Origin of the sequence: Photobacterium damselae (assembly GCF_003026815.1) — a bacterium.
Classification (GTDB): Bacteria; Pseudomonadota; Gammaproteobacteria; order Enterobacterales; family Vibrionaceae; genus Photobacterium; species Photobacterium damselae.
Map to the genome: position 1 here is coordinate 81785 of NZ_PYOG01000001.1, position 18971 is coordinate 100755.

Genomic DNA, 18971 nt, shown 5'->3' on the forward strand with positions numbered 1-18971 from the left:
AGATTGAGACTAAACGGGGCTTTACATTACACTACTTTGAACAACTAGCGGAATTTCATCTCAGACCAACGAGAACTGAATACCCAACGATTACCATTAGACCAATAGACGTTAGGTTTTTGGACGCATTGACCCGAACCGTTGACAAACCCAGTACCATAAAACTCTTGGTAGTTCATTTGACACAAAGATTGCCCTTCAGCATTAGTAACCGCTTGATCTTTTAAGCTTGGGTTATACAACGATAACCACTCAAACGCATTCACTTGTGAACGTAATGCAACCTGCTCACCATTCGCTTGACGGTAACTGATATCACTGCCAGCATTACAGAAGTTCTGATTGTCGGCTTGATCTACATAGCCAAAATATTGTTCGCCGTCACTGAATGTAAAACGGCATAAATATGGTGACTGGTCTCCCATCGGGTATTTAGCCATTAGCATACGTTCTTGGTTATTTAAGCCGTTTACCGTTGCGAGATTAAATTCAGGGCCATTTTCTACCCATCCCTTAGGCATTGATGAAAATGTCATAAAGTATTTATCCAACAAATACATATGGGTATCAGCACGATATTTACGTTTATTTAAATCAATCCCACTATAATGATATGCATTGTTTTCTTCTTTATAGAAACCATTGATATTGTCATCCATGTACGGCAAATCACCTTTACGAATATGATAATTCGCCAACATAGTCATCAATGGCTGCCACCCGTTACCGCCATTAGCAAAACTAGTATGATGGCCATACGTTGTCATCCCATCAAAGCCGTGACCAAATTCATGAGCAATGATGCCCCAAGTACCATAGTAATGGGTATAGAACATCCAAGTATCAACGCCAGTGATCCCTTGGCCACCTAAGCCGCCCCCCATTGCGGTAATACCCACATTTACATAAGGACGCTTCAATAAGCTATGGTAGTAATGATCGTAATCTTGCGCAGTAAAAAATCCATTAGGCTCATTAACGGCACCCGCCGTACCATGCATGTCATAGCCCATGATATCTTTAAAGTTAAACCAAACGTGCTTAAATTCGTTACTTGACACCATATAAGCAAAGTTAGTCATGATGATGAGCCATTCACGAGCATACAGCCCATTCATTGCACGCCACTTACCTTCACTATTTGCAGCAAATCGAATTTCCCAGCTCGGTTTTAAGCGCGCAAGCATCTGAGCAAAAGTATCTGTTTTAGAATCAAATCGAGCTTCAAATGCTTTAGTAATATTCATTGAGCTTGCAAATAGAGGGGCTAAATCAAAATACCCATCGCCATCGACACTATTAAATTGTTCACCAAATGCCGACAATGGCAGTGTGATTTGCGCATAAGCAGGAAGACGATCAAATTGACCTAAAACAAACCACTTATTGATCCCATTAAGCTTCAGCTCAACCGCAATATCTTTAAGCTCTTTGGCGGCATAGTTAGTAATTTGTACTGTCTCATTATCCAATAGTTGGGTTTTAACCAGAGAATTTATATTTACAGAGCGTAACTCTCGGTTAATTAATACCGAATGAGGCTCGTCATTGGTTAGAATTTCAGTCACTGAACTAGGCATTAAAACATCAAAGTGAATATTCTTCGTTTCCACACTTTGATCTGCAACGAAGGCAACATCATTGACTTTTAGATTATCAATACTCAGACCTTTTGCACTTGCTGTAACCAATTCACCTTGAGAAAAATGTAAGTCATTTAAGGCCGTTATCGAATAGCCATTAAGAGATTTGATGGTACGAAGTGGTTTATCAAATGAAAAATTAGCGGCAATAACATCATTAACAGAATGCCATTCAATGCGATCAGCAAAATTAACAATCAGCTTATCGCCTTCTTTATCAATTTTTTGAATACGCTGATCAACTCTCATTTCAGGATCTAAATATGTACCCGATGTTACAGCATCATCGATTTTATTGAGATCATAAATGTAATAGTTTTTATTGGCGGTTAGCACAAGAAGGTAATGATCCAAAATATGCATTTGAACTTTACGGTGTGTGTATTTACCCTCAAAATTTAAAAAACCATAACGAGACATCTTAAGGTTATTTTCAGGGGTGACTTCACTTTGACGATAGACTGAGATTCGATTAGAAGCATCAGAAACAATAACATACTCATTATTTGCAACAACAGATTGAGCGTGTAAAATTCCGTTTGAACCAGACCAAGAACCCGTACCGATTGTTGTTACATGCTGATGATGATTATCTAAATCAAAAATATCGACACGATTAGATGATAAAGAAGCCACATAGAGTAAATTATCACGGATATAAAGTTCATTGATACGCTTATAATCGGCAAATCCTGTCGGCGTTTCAATTCCCGTAATGGTCCCAAGTACAGCTTTAGTATTTACATCAATAATAAACACGGTTCCAGGAGTAGTATCTTGAGTTACATATAATCGGTCTTTATACCGCTCTACTGCCGTTATGGATAATGACTCTAAACCAAGATCTTGTGCCGTAATGGTTTTATCATGTTCAAAATACTCTAACTGTGTTGAAAAATCATTAAATGAACAGGATGAAGTCTCTAAAACAACGCGAGTAAACTCATTATTAAATGTTGTACCTCCTGGATAGTATTCCATCAAGCACCCATTTCCATATTCATAGTTACCAAAGTGCTTGTTTACCATCACCACACCTAAGTCATACCACGTCAACTCCCAATCATCAGAGAGTGAATTAAATATATTTCTAAATGAAGATTCATCCGTAAATGGTCGAGGAAAATCAAATAGAATATAGTTATCAGAATTTAATCGATATTTAATCCCATTCACTTCAAGGTAACGCTGATTATTCTCAACAATAACATTATTCGGATTATTAGCTTGTTGGCGTAATGTTTCCAGTTTAGAACTAACCTGTTGGTAAGCATCTTGATATACAGATTTGAAATATTCTTGTTCTGCACTATTTGCTAATGCAGTCGAAGCAAATAAAGAGCCAATTATGGCAGTGATTGTTTTGATTTTCATAAGTTAACCTAGCTATATGAGTTGTTTTTCGCTTTTAATTATTTGTATAACACGACTATTTTTATAGATTTACATGTAACTAAGTGTAACTATCGACAATTTGACAATCATTGTCATCTTATAATCAAATAAATGGCACCAAGATCATACTCACTCGTTATAACTGCTATTTATATCTATAAAATATAATTGAATATATAAAACTCCATTAATAAACCAGTCTTTAAACCCTCTGCATCAAGTTTTACAAAAATATTTTGTTACACTGTCAAAGTATTAGCGAACAATATATTCTTTAATGAAATTAAAATACTTTTAAAGAATCAAACATAGCAATTAAATCAATATTGATTCATTAAAATCATATTTTGATATCAAATAGAAAATCATGACGATATAAATGTAAGTAAATATTTCATGAGGATCTATTTGTTCTTTTTTATTCATATAACCAAAATTGCATCAGTAATATTTTTCATAATGATAATAAAGTTTATTTATTCTAAATGTAGGAAAATATATATCTTATAAAATTGCTTTACTATCTAATCTTAAATCATATTTCCCGTTAAATTAAATACCTAAATAGCAATAATATTTACCAATAACAAATAATTGACGTTTTACATTTTGTTACATTCGCCAATTTTAAAATAAAAAAACAATGATTTTATAATCAGGCTTTATTTTTCCCGTTCCATTTATACTTTTTTAAAAAATGAAAAAAACAATTAAATTTATCCCAACTCTTTTAGCAGCTTCGATCGGTTTAGCATTGCCATCAGCTCAAGCTGCCATCAATGGACAAGTCAGCATTGTTGGTAGTGAAAGCCAATACTGGAATACCTATCAGGTGACATTAACCAATCAAGGTAACCAAGCTATTGATCTTCGTGGAGCTAAAATTCAGTTTAATTCGAATTTATCCATATCAAGCCCATCATGGTCTGCAAATACAGTCAGCTATCCAATCATGAACTTCACCAGTGTCAGTCAAGGTGAAATTTTTGCCAATACTCTGGCTCTGTCATTCGATCAAGGGAGCTGGGTAAAAAGCCAACTACCTGCTGGTGAAACTATTCAGCTAACCTTAGGTGTCAGTGGCGTTTTAGATACAACGCTTGTTCAAAGCTCAATGACTGTTATCACAGAAGATGACGGCAATAACGAACCTTCGCTTGAACTCGTATTAACTTCACCAACTGTAGGCAGTGAATTTACAACAGGTGATATAGTCACTATTGCTGCTAACGTAACAGCTGAAAATACGACAGCAACCCAAGTTACCTTCTACGTTGACGGCCAAGAGATCGGACAAAAAACACAAGCGCCATACCAAACATTATGGACAGCAACCGATACTGGTAGCCATAAAATTACAGCAAAAGTCAGTGATGCAAATGGTCTTACTGCTGAGCAAAGTGCTATTATTACCGTTAAAGCACAAACAACTCCACCTGTAGAACCAACAGCACCAGTCATTGCGATAACAGCACCACAGCAAGGTACAAAAGTCGAGCAAGGCGAAACAATTACCATCACGACTCAAGCAAGCGATAAAGATGACGATATTCGCTACGTTGAGTTATGGGTTAATGACGCAAAAGTTGCAACCAACACCCAAGCACCATATAGCTTTAGCTGGACGGCTGAAAAATCGGGTATTCATACTCTTACAGTAAAAGTCATCGATGACACTCAGCTTTCACACAGCGATTCGGTCACTATTGAAGCGGTAGAAAAACCGGTTGAACCACAGGCACCTGAAATCAGTTTGGTTAATCCGCGTCCTGGTCAAACGGTATTTTTAGGTAAAACAATCACCATCAGTGCTAACGCAAGCGATGCAAATAACGATCTTGTTTCCGTTGATTTCTTTATCAATGGGCAAGCTGTTGGCTCAATTGCAGAAGCTCCTTTTGCTGTTCAGTGGACCCCTGTTGTTGTAGGTGATTATGCTATTGAAGCAATCGCTTATGATGCAGCAGGACATCAAACTCGCACAACCAAAACAGTCGTTAAAGCCCAAGAGATGGGAACGGGTAACCTAAGCTGTGATATTAAACAGATCTACCGAGAAGATGGTACTGAGTGTATGGGCGATGATCATCCTCGCCGTATTATCGGTTACTACACATCGTGGCGTACGGGCAAAAATGGCTTACCATCGTACTTAGCTCACGATTTACCGTGGGATAAACTGACTCACATAAACTACGCATTTGTGGGTATAGATAAAGAGTTCAATTTAACGGTTGATGACTCTGCAACCAAAATGACTTGGGACGGTGTCGCGGGTGCTGAAATGGATCCATCACTGCCATATCAAGGACACTTTAACTTATTAAACAAGTTCAAAAAACAGTACCCAGATGTTAAAACTCTGATCTCAGTGGGCGGTTGGGCAGAAACCACAAACTTCTACCCTATGACCACTAATCTTGAGTCGTGCAGTATCAATATGGATGGTATTGATAAGTTTGCTCAGTCGGCCGTTAAGTTTATTCGTCAATACGGCTTTGATGGCGTAGATATCGATTATGAATACCCAACATCGATGAAAGATTCAGGTAACCCTATTGATTTCGAACTATCCAATAAGTGTCGAGATCAACTATGGACCAACTATATGGTCATGATGAAGCAACTGCGAACGGAATTGGACAAAGCAGGCAAAGAAGATGGTCGCCGTTACATGCTAACCATTGCCTCGCCATCATCAGGTTATCTACTCCGAGGTATGGAAGACTTTGGCATGCAAGATGTCTTAGATTACGTCAATATCATGTCTTATGACTTACACGGTACTTGGAACGAATTTGTAGGGCCACAAGCTGCACTATTTGATGATGGTAAAGATGCTGAATTGGCTAAATGGGGTGTTTACACAACTGAGCAATATCAAGGTATCGGCTATCTAAACCAAGCATGGGCACACCATTATTTCCGTGGCGCCTTCAAACCAAGTCAAATTAACATGGGTATTCCTTACTATACTCGTGGCTGGCAAGGTGTAACTGGTGGTACAGAAAAAGGATTGTGGGGTAAAGCGGTAGAACCAAATCAATCAAGCTGTCCAGAAGGAACAACCGTATGTGGTTGGGGTGCTGAAGGTATTGATAACATCTGGCACGATAGCGATAAACAAGGTAATGAAATCAAAGCGGGTGTGGTTCCTATGTGGCACGCGATGAACCTGATGCATGCCGATAAACTGGGTATGCAAGGTTCAATGCCAAGCTATGGTCCAGCGTGGGGTCTTGACCCAAATAATGCTAAAGACAAAGTTGAAGGTAGTTACGAGCGCGTTTGGAATCACGAACTGCAAACCGCTTGGCTGTGGAACGATTTGAAGAAAGTCTTTTTAAGTATTGAAGATAAAGAGTCGTTAAAACCAAAACTGGATTACATCGTCGATAACGGTCTTGGCGGTATGATGGTTTGGGAAATGGCTGGTGACTACCGTTTTGATAACGAGAAAAATGAGTACGTAATGGGTACAGATATGACCGATTATGCTCACGATGTCTTTACTCAAGCACCACCAATGGAGATTAAACATAACGATCTACCAGCACCGAATTCGGTAATTGATGTCACAGTCAGCACCACTGAATGGCCAGCAGGTGACAGTAACTACCCTATTAACCCAAAATTGGTCTTTAAAAATAACTCAGATGTTGCCATCCCAGGAGGGACAACCATTGAATTCTTAATGGCTACCGCAACAGGCGATATCGTAAAAGACTGGTCTGGTGCTAATATCAAGATCGTTGAAAGTGGTCATACTGGGCATAACTTCTCTGTCGATGGTGAGAAGAAAATGTTCCATAAACTGGCACTGACTCTACGAACATCTGAAAGCATTCCAGCAGGCGGCGAGTATGTTGTATCTCTTGTGTACTACACTCCTGTATCTGGTGTTGCAAATGGTGTTCGCTTTATTGTCGGTGACGAAGTGATTGGTCTGAAAAAAGACTTCCCATCGCTTCCTGAGTTTGAAGGCAGTATTGACAACGGTAATGGTGGCACCACACCTCCAGCTACGGGTAAAACTTGTGCAGAAGCTGGAGTGGATACAAGCGGCGTTGTTACCTATCCAGAATTTCCAAAAGGCGATCATGCTGCAGGTGGCGATCAATTAATCCATAACGGTGCCTTATGGCAAGCTAACTGGTGGATCAATACAGCGCCATCAGCCTCAGATAGCGCATGGAAAATGATCTGTAAGCTATAATATTGAATTAATTAGTAATATGTGCCGAATAATCTTAAAGGTTATTCGGCATTTTTTTACATTAACCTTTAGAGCTGCAATTGCAATATAGTCTAATAGCAAACTACAGATTAACACTGTTCGTCAGCACAACATTCATCCTGAAGAAAGCTGATGACTCCTTCCAAGCACTGATATTCAGCGACACAGTAAAGAGTTCTTCCCTCTCGTCGCTGCGAAATTAATCCAGCAGACGCCAAACTAGAAATATGGTGTGACAGAGTCGAACCTGGGATCTCTAATCGTTCTTGTAATCCCCCGACAGCAATTCCTTGATAACCCGCTTTAACAACCGCTTTGTAAATGGCAAGTCGAGTTGGATGACCTAACTCTTTAAGTGCTTTTGCTACAACATCAAGTTCCATCAAATTTATCCTCTGATCAAGATAATTCGATATTAGTGGAAATGAAAAGAAAAGGCAATTATCACTAACACGTTGATTTATAAAGAATCAAAAAAATATTTCTAATTTTGTCGAAATATAAACTTGATCCATACTCAATATTTCCATATATTTCGAAACATAGAAATAATTAACTGGACAACCAATCATGAATACCGAATTAATATCAATGGCAAAAGAAGCCGCAGATATGTTTGTTTTTTTAGCGGCAGAATTGACCATTCTATTTATAGCAATCAGCTACTTAGTTGGTGTACTTCAAGAGTTTTTAACACCTGAAAAAATTCAATCCATCTTAAGCTCACGTAAAGGAAAAGGCTATTTCGTTGCAGCGTTACTTGGTGCTATTACTCCATTTTGTTCATGCTCAACCATCCCATTTTTGAAAGGATTGCTTCGTGCAAGAGCCGGATTTGGTCCAATGATGGTTTTTTTGTTTTCAAGCCCACTACTTAATCCTGTCATCATAGGTCTCTTTGTTGTCACTTTTGGCTGGAAAGTCGCGGTGTTTTATTTTGCTATAGCCCTTATTGTATCGGTTGTTGCAGGATATCTATTAGAAAAGTTAGGTTTTGAGCGTTATGTAAAACCTGAAGCTTATCAAGACAGTTCTGCGAGCTCTTGTAGCACCGGATGTGGTGAAACAAAACCCTCTCAAACAAGTTGTTGTACCGAAAGTACAGCATCGAAACATGTAGAGCCTACATCATCATGTTGTTCTACAAAGCCTGCAACCAATACGCAGAAAAAAGAGAACGAAACATCATGCTGTTCTTCTCAACCAGTGGAAAAGACTCTACAAAAACCACAAAGCCGCTGGGTTCGCATTTGGCATTCAACATGGAAAGATTTTAAGCAAGTACTGCCTTATTTATTGCTTGGTATCGCTATTGGTTCCTTTATCTATGGCTTTATCCCGACCGATCTTATTGCTAAGTATGCAGGCGCTGGTAAATGGTATGCGATTCCTGTTGCGGCCGTTATTGGTATTCCACTCTACATCCGTGCTGAAGCGGTTATTCCTTTAAGTGCTGCATTAGTGAAAAAAGGGATGGCTCTTGGTTCGGTTATGGCGTTGATTATAGGTAGTGCTGGTGCAAGTTTAACTGAAGTGATCTTGTTAAAATCTATCTTTAAAACCCCAATGATCATCGCTTTTGTTAGTGTAATCTTAACAATGGCTATCAGTGCAGGATTCTTATATACCTTCATTTTCGGTTAATATCAGCGAGTAAAACAAATCGTATTATGGGCAGAATATAACTTCTGCCCTTTGCGGATCATTCCACTTCAAAAATAGAATCAATAACAAGTGGCAGGTTATCTCGAACCGACACCGCTCCAAATACAGAACGAGCATGTATTCCCATATCATCAAATACTGCAACCATTAAATCAGAGCATCCATCCATCACTTGAGGATGCTGAGAAAACTCAGGCGTAGCATTAATAAATCCTTGTAACTTCACCACACGACGTACTCGACCTAAAGTACCAAGTTCCGCTTTAACCGCAGCAAGAATTTCCAAACCTGTCTCTTTAGCAAATTGATAACCTTGCTCCGTTGAGTAATCTACACCAATTTTTCCTTGAGGGCTCAGTCCTTCACGGGCAAATGCCGAATAACCGGTAGGACCTTTACCTGATACAAACAATAAATTTCCGGAGCGAACGCAATTTGTGTAGTTACCTTGGGGCAATGACACTTCTGGCAACTCTAATCCCAGTTCTTTTAACCGCTCTCCAATGCGCATTAGTCTCTCCTTTTATGCCAAATAGTGATTTATATTCGCTCTAATACCCTAAATTATTTATCCTCTTTAGTTTTAATCACTTTTCTTAAATAGATCCAAAACCAGTGTTGACAGAAGAGATCTAAGTCACTATTATTCGCGCCCAGCAGCAAACGATTGCATTTTGAATCCGCTATTTTTATTAGTTAATATTCAATTTGTTACCTTATCGATATCTTAGCTGCAGGTCAGCTGATCTCGGTCAGTTGTCTTTCTTTTTTTCTATAAATAGAGAGACAAAAAACTGAGATAATAACTATGACCACCAGCACAACAACTGCCATTCCTTCATCTGAATCACAAACGGCCTCATGGCAATCAAAAGCGATCATGAGTGTTGCTTTTTTGATGGCAACCACCTCTGTCGGCCCAGGCTTTCTAACCCAAACAGCCGTATTTACCAATCTGTACAAAATCGATATGGCCTTTCCAGTCCTGATCTCAGCATTTATTACTTTTGGTATCGTCATGAATATATGGCGTATTGTCGGTGTATCGGGTTTACGTATCCAAGATATTGCTAACAAGGTCGCACCCGGATTAGGCTATGTGGTGGGCATTTTATTAGCCTTGGGCGCTGTTGCATTTAACTTTGGCAACGTGAGTGGATCCGCATTAGGTATAAATGTATTAACCGGTGTCGATACAACATGGGGTGCACTATTTACAGGTGGTCTAGGCTGTTTATTGTTTGTTTTGCACAACGCATCTAAACGCATGGATCAGATGGCTCGCTACCTAGGCTTATTTATGATTATCCTAATTGCCTATGTTGCTATGACCAGTTTACCACCAATGGGACAAACCCTTATTGCAGCTGTCGCACCTTCAGATATGAGCAATTTATTATTGCCAACTTTAACGATTGTAGGTGGTGCAGTAGGCGGTTACTATACTGGCGCTCAACGTCTGGTTGATATTGGCTTACAGGGCCAAAATAATGTAGATAACATTAAAAAAGCCGCTTGGGCAGGTATCTCGATTGCCGTTGTCATTCGTGTTTTACTTTTCCTCGCAATCTTTGGGGTGATTGCAACTGGTGCAGTATTAGATAAGGCTAACCCAGCAGCGGATGCATTTCGCCACGGTGCGGGAGATGTCGGTTATTTCATTTTTGGCTTAGTTTTATTTGTTGCTTCAATTACTTCGGTGGTAGGCAACTCATACATGGCAATTTCACTAATCAAAACGCTATTCCCAGTCGTTGCTCGTAATGAAAAACTTTGGTGTGTTGGCTTTATTATTATCACCAGCTTAGGCACTGTTATGATGAACATGCCAATTCTACTACTGATGTTAGCAGGCTTGGTAAATAGTATCATTTTGCCAATCGTATTAGGCTCAGTGTTAGCGGCAACCCGCCGAAAAGATATTGTTGGTGATTATAAGCACCCTATCCTACTCACCGCTATTGGTACTCTGATTGTGATTGTAATGGCCTTCGCAAGCTACACCAATATCTTAAACTTTATGACTAAATTCTTAGGGTAAAATTACAGCCTAAGTTTTTAATCAGCTGGAAAAATATCACTATGCCCGACCTAAAAAGATCGGGCATAGTTTATTGAATGACTTATGAATTATGCTAACTAAGAATCGCTGATAGTTAGATTAAGGAGCAATAGCCGCGGTTACTTCATTTTTTTTCACTTCAGCGACCAAACCATCTGCATAGGCTTGGCGATAACATCCACTCATTTTAATCGCTAAGTACATATCAGAACGAATCGTAATACCACCATCGCCCATATTCATTCCAACTAATTCACACCACTTTTGTAACTGCCGCTTACGACCTGCAAGAATTAAACGCACTCCTTTTCGTTTTAAAATGCCATGGATATCATCCAAAACAGCCATAACACTCACATCCATATGGGTAAAACTTGCTACAGCATCAATAATGACACAGGCTGGCGGTGTTTCTTGTTGGCTTATCTGTTGCAGTAATCGTCGTTTAAAATACGCAGCATTAAAATAGGTCAATGGCGAGTTAAAACGGTAAATAAACACCCCAGGAATGGCTGCCGCTTTATCGCTATCATCTAAGCTACGCAGAACCCCTTTATCGTCCAGACCCATGGTTTGATCACTTGGACGCATCACAACTCGAATAAACTGAAACAGTCCCAGTAATACCGCAAGAGTGATCCCAGGAATTACCCCGATAATCAATACCGCAACAAAGGTAATGGTTGCTAATAAAAATGCATCTCTATCACGGGTTTTAAGTGCCCACATACCAATAAAATCGAGTAATGAGATAGAAGATATCACCAAAATCACCCCTAATGCAGCATGAGGGATATAACGTAATGGCTCATAAACAAATAGAGCAATAACACCTATAACGATTGCAGCAATAATGGATACTAGTTGTGATTTACCACCACTAGCATCGTTTACGGCAGTTCGAGAGTCTGCGCCACTAATTGCAAAGCCTTGAGAAAGAGCAGAAGCCAAGTTTGCAATACCTAATGCTCGAAACTCTTTATCTGCATCAATTTCATAACCATTACGTGCAGCAAAGCTTCGTGCCGTCAGCATCATGCTCACAAAACTGACCATTGCAAGGTTTAACGCTGGCATCACCAATTCACGAGTTAGACCTAAATCAAACACTGGCAGTGAAAATGTTGGCAACCCTCCCTTAACATCGCCTAAAATTGCGATGCCATACTGATCAAGATGCAAAATAAAGACAGCAAAAGCCGCAATGGCAATCGCTAACATCGCAGCAGGCCAGGTCGGTTTGAATCGTTTAAATAGTAAGAAAACTAATAGAGTAAATGCTGCGGTTCCAACGGTAGGCCAATGGATAGAGGCAAGATAATCGGGTACGGCATAGATTCTTTCAAGCAAGTGCTTCTCTTCAAACTTCACTCCCGTAATTTTGGCAAACTGCCCCACAATAATCGTTATCGCAACACCATTTAATAATCCCATTAAAATCGGACGAGAAAGAAAATCGGCCAAAACCCCTAACTTAAATCGACTGGCAATAAGACACCACAACCCCGTCATAATCGTCATGGTGACAACCAATTGAAGATGCTTAACACTGTCTCCTGCCGCAAGGGGCGTTACAACCGCAGCAATAACAGCACACGTTGCAGCATCAGGCCCAACAATAAGTTGACGTGATGTTCCAAAAAATGCGTAGGCAATCATAGGTAATACACACGCATATAGACCCGCAATTTCATTTACACCAGCAAGTTGGGCGTAAGCAATCGCAACAGGCAGTGCAACCGCAACTACAGACAGCGCAGCCCTTAAGTCATCAGGGAACCAACTTCTGTCGTACTTTTGCAAAGATTTCAGACCTGGAATCAAATCGTGTATTTTGAGAGAAAAAGAGTGACTCACTTATCGTCCTTTTAAAACCGATTAGTTATTTACCCAAGTAACCTCAAGATGCGAGGTTCAGCGAGAACAATTTGGGTATATGCCCATATAACGTTAAGGTACTAGGTTTGGTAAGAATAATTCTAATTGGAAATAGAATTAAAAGAAGTGGATATATGACAATTACCGCAAATTATTACGAATTCTTATCCTTAATAATGAATAGACAAAGCAAATCGTATACAAAACAACCTACCAAAAGATGAATTATCAAACAAAAGAATTTCTTTTTTTGTGGATATAAAATCCTGCCTTTTAAAAGCATTCAGTTTACTAACATTATGATGCTAAGTTACTTTCTTAAATTCCCTCTTATTTACATAAGCTTTAGTTGTTCTTTTTCAATTGGTTACATTTTTGACTTAGATCAATAAATGCTACTTTAGATTCATTTCTTTGATTTAGGTCAATGCAAGATTATTCTATTTGTCCACAAAGCACTAAATTAGCAATTTTATTTACCAAATGTGATGGTTATCACAGAGCGTGAAATACATATAATCCGCATCAATAGAACAGCTTTATCTAACCAGATTGTAATGTATCGCTCAGCCCCTATAAGCCAACCAAATAAATTAAAAATGGCTATAGAGAAAATAAAGTCAGCCCTACCGCCGAGGTTTAGTGATACGCCGTTGAGTTTTCTTACTGGAAATATCAACGCTTAATAACAAGCCAAAAATTTATCGTAAGAGCTTGTTATTGGTAACCGAATTTAACTCTTTTTTGATTTAGGCATTAGCCGGCACTGAACTCAGTGCTTATGTGAGGAATTCGTCATGTCACGAATCGTAATTGTTGGCGGTGGTGCTGCTGGTATCGAGCTTTCAACCCTATTAGGTCGCGCAGTTCGTAAAGAAGATGAAGTGATCTTAATTGAACCAGAAACTCATCATTACTGGAAACCTCGTTTACACGAAATCGCAGCAGGTACTTTTGATAGTGATTTAGATACTGTTTGTTACTTTACTCATGGTGCTAAACATGGATATCAGCATTATCAAGGGGCTATGACCAATATTGATCGTAACAACAAACAAGTTATTGTACGTCAACCAGATGGTGCAGAAAGCTTAGTAGATTACGACTATCTTGTTATTGCAGTTGGTGCGGTAAGTAATGATTTCAACACTACTGGCGCTCGCGACCACTGTTTATTCTTAGATTCTGCAGTTCAAGCTCGTAAAGCGTGGCATCAAATCAGCCACCTGCTACGCTCAGGTCACGATCACGCAATTAACATCGTTGGTGCAGGTGCAACAGGTGTTGAGCTTGCGGCTGAGCTGGCTCGCGTTAGCCAGAAACTTCAACGTTATAAGGCCGCAAAACTGCATATCAATTTAATTGAAGCAGCACCTCGCGTATTACCAAACTGCCCTGAAAAGATGTCGGATAAAGCACTTAAAGAGCTAAATCGCAATAATATTAACGTACTTGTTGATACTCGTATTAGTGAAGTTACTGCTGAGGGTATGACAACATGTGATGGTCAAACACTAAATGCTGACGTTCAATTTTGGGCTGCTGGTGTTAAAGCACCCGATTGGCTTCGCGGTTTAGGTGACTTTACATACAACCGAATGAACCAAATTGAAGTTAATATGAATTTAACTACAACGGTTGATGATCATATTTTCGCACTTGGCGATTGTGCCGCAATTCCACAACCAGACGGTTCGTTTGTTCCACCTAAGGCTCAAGCCGCTAACCGAGCAGCAGTACACTTAGCGAAAAGTTTAAGTGGAATGCTACGTGGTAAAGCACTGACAGATTTTGTATTTGAAGATAGCGGTATGATTGTTGCGGTGGGTCACCACTTTGCTGTTGGTGCTTTAATGGATGGCAAACTGGTACTTAAAGGCCGTTTGATCCGCCGTTTATACGATACTATTTTCCGATTACATCAACGTACGGTTTCTGGTGTCTTTAACGTATCTCGCTTAATGATCACAAAACGACTTAAATCCGTGTTCAAACCCGCTAGTATGTAATTCATTACAATTGTAGAAAAAAGGCGCTATATCTTAGGATTTAGCGCCTTTTTTGTATCCAAATTCATCCCCGCCTTCTTCATACTTTGATTGTTGACCACCAGTAATAATCAATTTCAAAAATACCGTATTATCAAAAAATAAGAAATAACTATACTAGCTGCACTTAGTTAATTTGAATGGTTAATGGGCATAGTTAATACCCCATCAACATAATCATTTTCAAGCTCAGATCGACTCCGAGCATATCAATAAGGTAACAACATTATGTCACGAATTGTCGTTGTCGGTGGCGGAGCCGCTGGACTTGAACTTTCGACTCTATTAACTAAATCGGTTCGTAAAGAAGATGAAATCGTTTTAGTTGAACCAGAAACTCATCACTATTGGAAACCTCGTTTGCATGAAATTGCGGCTGGTACTTTCGACAGTGAATTAGATACTGTGTGTTACTTCACTCATGGTGCTAAACATGGCTATCAGCACTATCAAGGTGCAATGAAAGATATAGACCGAGTCAATAAAACAATTACGGTTCAACGCCCAGATGGTACTGAATCAGGGATAAATTATGATTATCTGGTTATTGCTATTGGTGCTGTTAGCAATGACTTTAGAACAACAGGCGCACAAGATCATTGTTTGTTCTTAGATTCTGCAAGCCAAGCTCGTCAAGCGTGGAACCAAGTGAGCCAGTTACTTCGATCTGGCGATGAACACGCGATTAATATTGTTGGCGCAGGTGCAACAGGGGTTGAACTCGCGGCCGAATTAGCTCGTGTAAGCCAAAAACTACAGCGTTATAACGCCGCTAAATTACATATCAATTTAATTGAAGCCGCTGAACGAGTGTTACCGAATAGCCCAATCGCAATGTCTAGCAAAGTACTCAAAGAACTACAGCGTAATAACGTCAATGTTCTTCTAAATACTCGGATTGCAGAAGTTACTGATATGGGGATGAGGACCTCTGATGAGCAATTCTTACATGCAGATGTTCAATTTTGGGCCGCAGGGGTAAAAGCCCCAGACTGGCTTAACGGAATGGGTGGCTTGCAACATAACCCATTAAATCAAATAAAAGTACGAGCAAACTTAACAACCACCGAAGACCCAAATGTATTTGCCTTAGGTGATTGTGCATCGATTCCGCAAGCTGATGGTTCATTTGTACCACCAAAAGCACAAGCGGCTAATCGCGCAGCGGTACATTTAGCAAAAAGTCTCGGTGACATGTTAAAACGCGGTTACCCACCGACTGATTTTGAATTTAAAGATAGTGGAATGGTTGTCGCTGTAGGCCATCACTTTGCTGTCGGCTCTTTTGCCCCAGGTTCAAAACTGGAAGGTAAATTAGTTTTGCAAGGACGTTTAATCCGTCGTTTATACGATACGATTTTTCGCCTTCATCAACGAACTGTCACCGGTATGTTTACTGTTTCTCGCTTAATGATTACCAAGCGTTTGAAATGTGTATTTATGCCTAAGTAACAGAGTGTCACTTTTCAATCAAACCAATAACAACAGGCACAAAGAGAGTCAGTATCAGCTTACTCTCGCCATTAATTAATAATAGAAACAATAAATGAAGAACTTTTTATCTAAACTATTTTCAACATCGAAAGCTATTAATATGACTACATCAAAATTTAATCTGCACCCAGCTCTAAACCAAGGATTTGCGGCTACACAAGCTAACTTTACTGGAGGCCTATTAAGCTGCAAATGTAAAACTAATCAAGTTACGGTAAAACTAACAGCACAAACGGCACATAACCATGCTTGTGGTTGTTCAAAATGCTGGAAACCAGAGGGCGCTTTATTTTCTCAAATCGCAGTAGTATCGAGCGACAAACTCACCGTTATTGCTAATGCGAACAAACTTCAAGTTGTTGACTCTGCTGCTGTGATTAAGCGTCACGCATGTAAAGAATGTGGTGTTCATATGTTTGGTCGTATCGAAGACTCTAATCACCCATTTTATGGCTTAGACTTCGTTCATACTGAACTGTCTGAGCAAAATGGCTGGACTGCTCCATCTTTTGCCGCTTTCGTTTCTTCTATCATCGAAGCTGGCACAGATCCAAAAGATATGGATGCCATTCGCAGTCAGTTTGCAGAAATTGGTCTACCAACTTATGACTGCTTATCTCCTGCACTAATGGATGCAATTGCAACCCATGTGTATAACCAAAACCATAAGTAATTTGGTTATCGTCTAAGGAGGTAAGAATTTCTATCTCCTTTGCTTCAGCCTTGGTTGATACCTAACGTCAAAGAGCTAGCGATTATCTCACGTTGTTTGTATTGAACTTATATCAGTGACGATACTCTGAATCCAATTTCTTAAGACCAATTGGATATATAGCCAAGGCTGAACAAGAAAAGGCTTTACTCGGAATAAAACGTTTTCTTGTTCATTGCTAATGGTTTTCACGCCATTAATTCTCTTATCTGTGCTTAGGCACGAACCTTCTCTGTGCTTAGGCACGAACCTTCTTGTATTGAGGATGGCACTTGCCACGCTCTGGGGTAATACTCAGAGCGTTTTTTTCTTCAATCAATCAAGTACGCCCAAAACGATATAATTTATTCGATTTTCGAATACCAATTAACTCAAAAACAAGAAATAAACCATACAAAAATGATAAACTATAACATGCAAGCATAAGTCACCTTTATTTTTTATCATCTAATTTTGACGTAGTAGAAATAACAATAACAATAGCCAGAGAAAACCAATGAAACTCAAGCTTTTTAAATCCCTCCCCTCCCAATTACTGATTGCAGCTCTCGTTGCATGGAGCATGGTGCAAGTATTACCCATCAGCTCTGAGTTTGTTCAATCTAGCTGGTTTCAGTTAATTATGATGTTCAAAACAACCTACATTGGCTTATTAAAAATGGTGGTGGGCGCTGTCGTATTACTGTCTCTTTTACAAGGGATAACCAGTATTGGTTCAACCGTTAAATTAAAATCTCTCGGTGCTAAAACCATTGCTTTTTATTCATTAACTTCTATTTTAGCCATCTCACTGGGCTTAGGGGTATCCTTGTCCCTGCCGCCATGGCCTCAATTGATTGATCCAAATACCGTTGCGCTTGGTAGCAATGTCACTCTAATTGATAGTAGTTCATCATCAGGTGGAGCGATTGTTGAAAAGCTCTTTAAAATGGCCTTGGTAAATCCATTTCAAGCCTTAGCAACAACCAACTTACTGGGTATTGTGGTCTTTGCCCTGCTATTTGGTATTGCGCTACTTGCCACTTTACCGGAGAAACACCCAGTATTTGAGGTTATCAATGGGCTTAATCACAGCTTAAATCGACTGGTTTCTGCCATTATTAAGCTAGCGCCTTTAGCTGTATTTGCCATCGTTTTTGAGTTTACCTTAAAAAGTGGCAACGCATTATTTGGCGAATTAGCTCGTTTTGCTCTTTTAGTCTTTACCTTAACACTCATTCATGGCGTGATTGTCTTACCGAGCATTGCTAAATTAGCGACTGGGATCTCATTTAAAAAGTTATTCAGAGCCTTATCAGCCCCAATGGCCATGGCATTTGCAACGTCATCTAGCTCTGCCACACTACCACTTTCTATGCAAACGGCTGAGAATGAATTAGATATCTCACAGTCCACCAGCAGTATGGTGTTGCCATTAGGCTCAATTATGAATATGGATGGAACCGCTCTCTTTGAAGGGGTTGCCGCTATTTTTCTTGCTCAGCTATATGGTATCGACCTGGGAACAACTGGCCTGATTATGATCTTTATTATGGCGATGGTCTCTTCTATTGGAGCACCAGGAATGCCATCAGGATCCATGTCTGGAATGCAATTGGTTATGCTTGCAGCAGGTATTCCACTAGAAGCTATTGCAATTTTATTACTGATTGAACGCCCTCTTGATACCTTCCGTACTGCGGTGAATGTTGAAGGTGATTTAATTGCCGCACTTGTGGTTGATAAATGGCAAAATAAAACTTCCGCTTAATCGATTAATTAAAAATTGGTGAGCTATTCATAAAAAACAGAGCCACTCAATACCTTTATATTGAGTGGCTCTGTTTTATCAAATCAA

11 protein-coding genes are annotated in these 18971 nt (G+C 39.5%); 7 read left to right on the plus strand and 4 right to left on the minus strand.

Annotation, left to right across the window (positions count from 1 at the left end; all coding sequences use genetic code 11):
• Window positions 1-44: 44 nt before the first annotated feature.
• Window positions 45-3017, minus strand: coding sequence for a YncE family protein (locus tag CTN07_RS00400; protein WP_005299932.1), 2973 nt, complete (start codon window positions 3015-3017; stop codon window positions 45-47).
• A gap of 718 nt (window positions 3018-3735) precedes the next feature.
• Here CTN07_RS00400 and CTN07_RS00405 point away from each other — a divergent pair.
• Entirely contained in the window at window positions 3736-7254 is a 3519-nt protein-coding gene (locus tag CTN07_RS00405) for a glycosyl hydrolase family 18 protein (protein WP_005299933.1), read from the plus strand.
• A 110-nt stretch (window positions 7255-7364) separates the two neighbouring features.
• Here the strand turns inward: CTN07_RS00405 and CTN07_RS00410 are convergent, their stop codons facing one another.
• Complete coding sequence (locus tag CTN07_RS00410; RefSeq protein ID WP_036764064.1) at window positions 7365-7658, minus strand: ArsR/SmtB family transcription factor; 294 nt, start codon at window positions 7656-7658, stop codon at window positions 7365-7367.
• A 187-nt stretch (window positions 7659-7845) separates the two neighbouring features.
• Here CTN07_RS00410 and CTN07_RS00415 point away from each other — a divergent pair, with 187 nt between their 5' ends.
• Window positions 7846-8919 (plus strand): permease, encoded by a 1074-nt coding sequence (locus CTN07_RS00415; protein WP_005299935.1) that lies wholly within the window; start codon window positions 7846-7848, stop codon window positions 8917-8919.
• 58 nt (window positions 8920-8977) lie between these two features.
• On the opposite strand, the gene CTN07_RS00420 is transcribed toward CTN07_RS00415, so the two are convergent.
• Window positions 8978-9451 carry a RidA family protein gene (locus CTN07_RS00420; RefSeq protein WP_036764066.1) on the minus strand — a complete coding sequence of 158 codons (474 nt, stop codon included), beginning with the start codon at window positions 9449-9451 and terminating at the stop codon, window positions 8978-8980.
• Window positions 9452-9748: 297 nt separating this feature from the next.
• Here CTN07_RS00420 and CTN07_RS00425 point away from each other — a divergent pair, with 297 nt between their 5' ends.
• On the plus strand, window positions 9749-10981 hold the full coding sequence (locus CTN07_RS00425; RefSeq protein WP_005299937.1) for an NRAMP family divalent metal transporter: 1233 nt from the start codon (window positions 9749-9751) through the stop codon (window positions 10979-10981).
• Between the two features lie 120 nt (window positions 10982-11101).
• Here the strand turns inward: CTN07_RS00425 and CTN07_RS00430 are convergent, their stop codons facing one another.
• Window positions 11102-12859, minus strand: a complete 1758-nt coding sequence (locus tag CTN07_RS00430; protein ID WP_005299939.1) for a SulP family inorganic anion transporter — start codon at window positions 12857-12859, stop codon at window positions 11102-11104.
• A gap of 818 nt (window positions 12860-13677) precedes the next feature.
• Between CTN07_RS00430 and CTN07_RS00435 the strand changes: the two genes are divergently transcribed.
• The 4 genes from CTN07_RS00435 (at window position 13678) to CTN07_RS00450 (ending at window position 18884) form a co-directional block, all read left to right on the plus strand.
• Window positions 13678-14889, plus strand: coding sequence for an NAD(P)/FAD-dependent oxidoreductase (locus CTN07_RS00435; RefSeq protein WP_005299942.1), 1212 nt, complete (start codon window positions 13678-13680; stop codon window positions 14887-14889).
• 267 nt (window positions 14890-15156) lie between these two features.
• Window positions 15157-16380: an NAD(P)/FAD-dependent oxidoreductase gene (locus CTN07_RS00440; protein ID WP_005299944.1), complete on the plus strand. Its 1224-nt coding sequence runs from the start codon at window positions 15157-15159 to the stop codon at window positions 16378-16380.
• A 142-nt stretch (window positions 16381-16522) separates the two neighbouring features.
• Entirely contained in the window at window positions 16523-17095 is a 573-nt protein-coding gene (gene gfa / locus CTN07_RS00445) for an S-(hydroxymethyl)glutathione synthase (RefSeq protein WP_050787796.1), read from the plus strand.
• A 535-nt stretch (window positions 17096-17630) separates the two neighbouring features.
• Entirely contained in the window at window positions 17631-18884 is a 1254-nt protein-coding gene (locus CTN07_RS00450) for a dicarboxylate/amino acid:cation symporter (RefSeq protein ID WP_005299949.1), read from the plus strand.
• Window positions 18885-18971 lie beyond the last annotated feature (87 nt).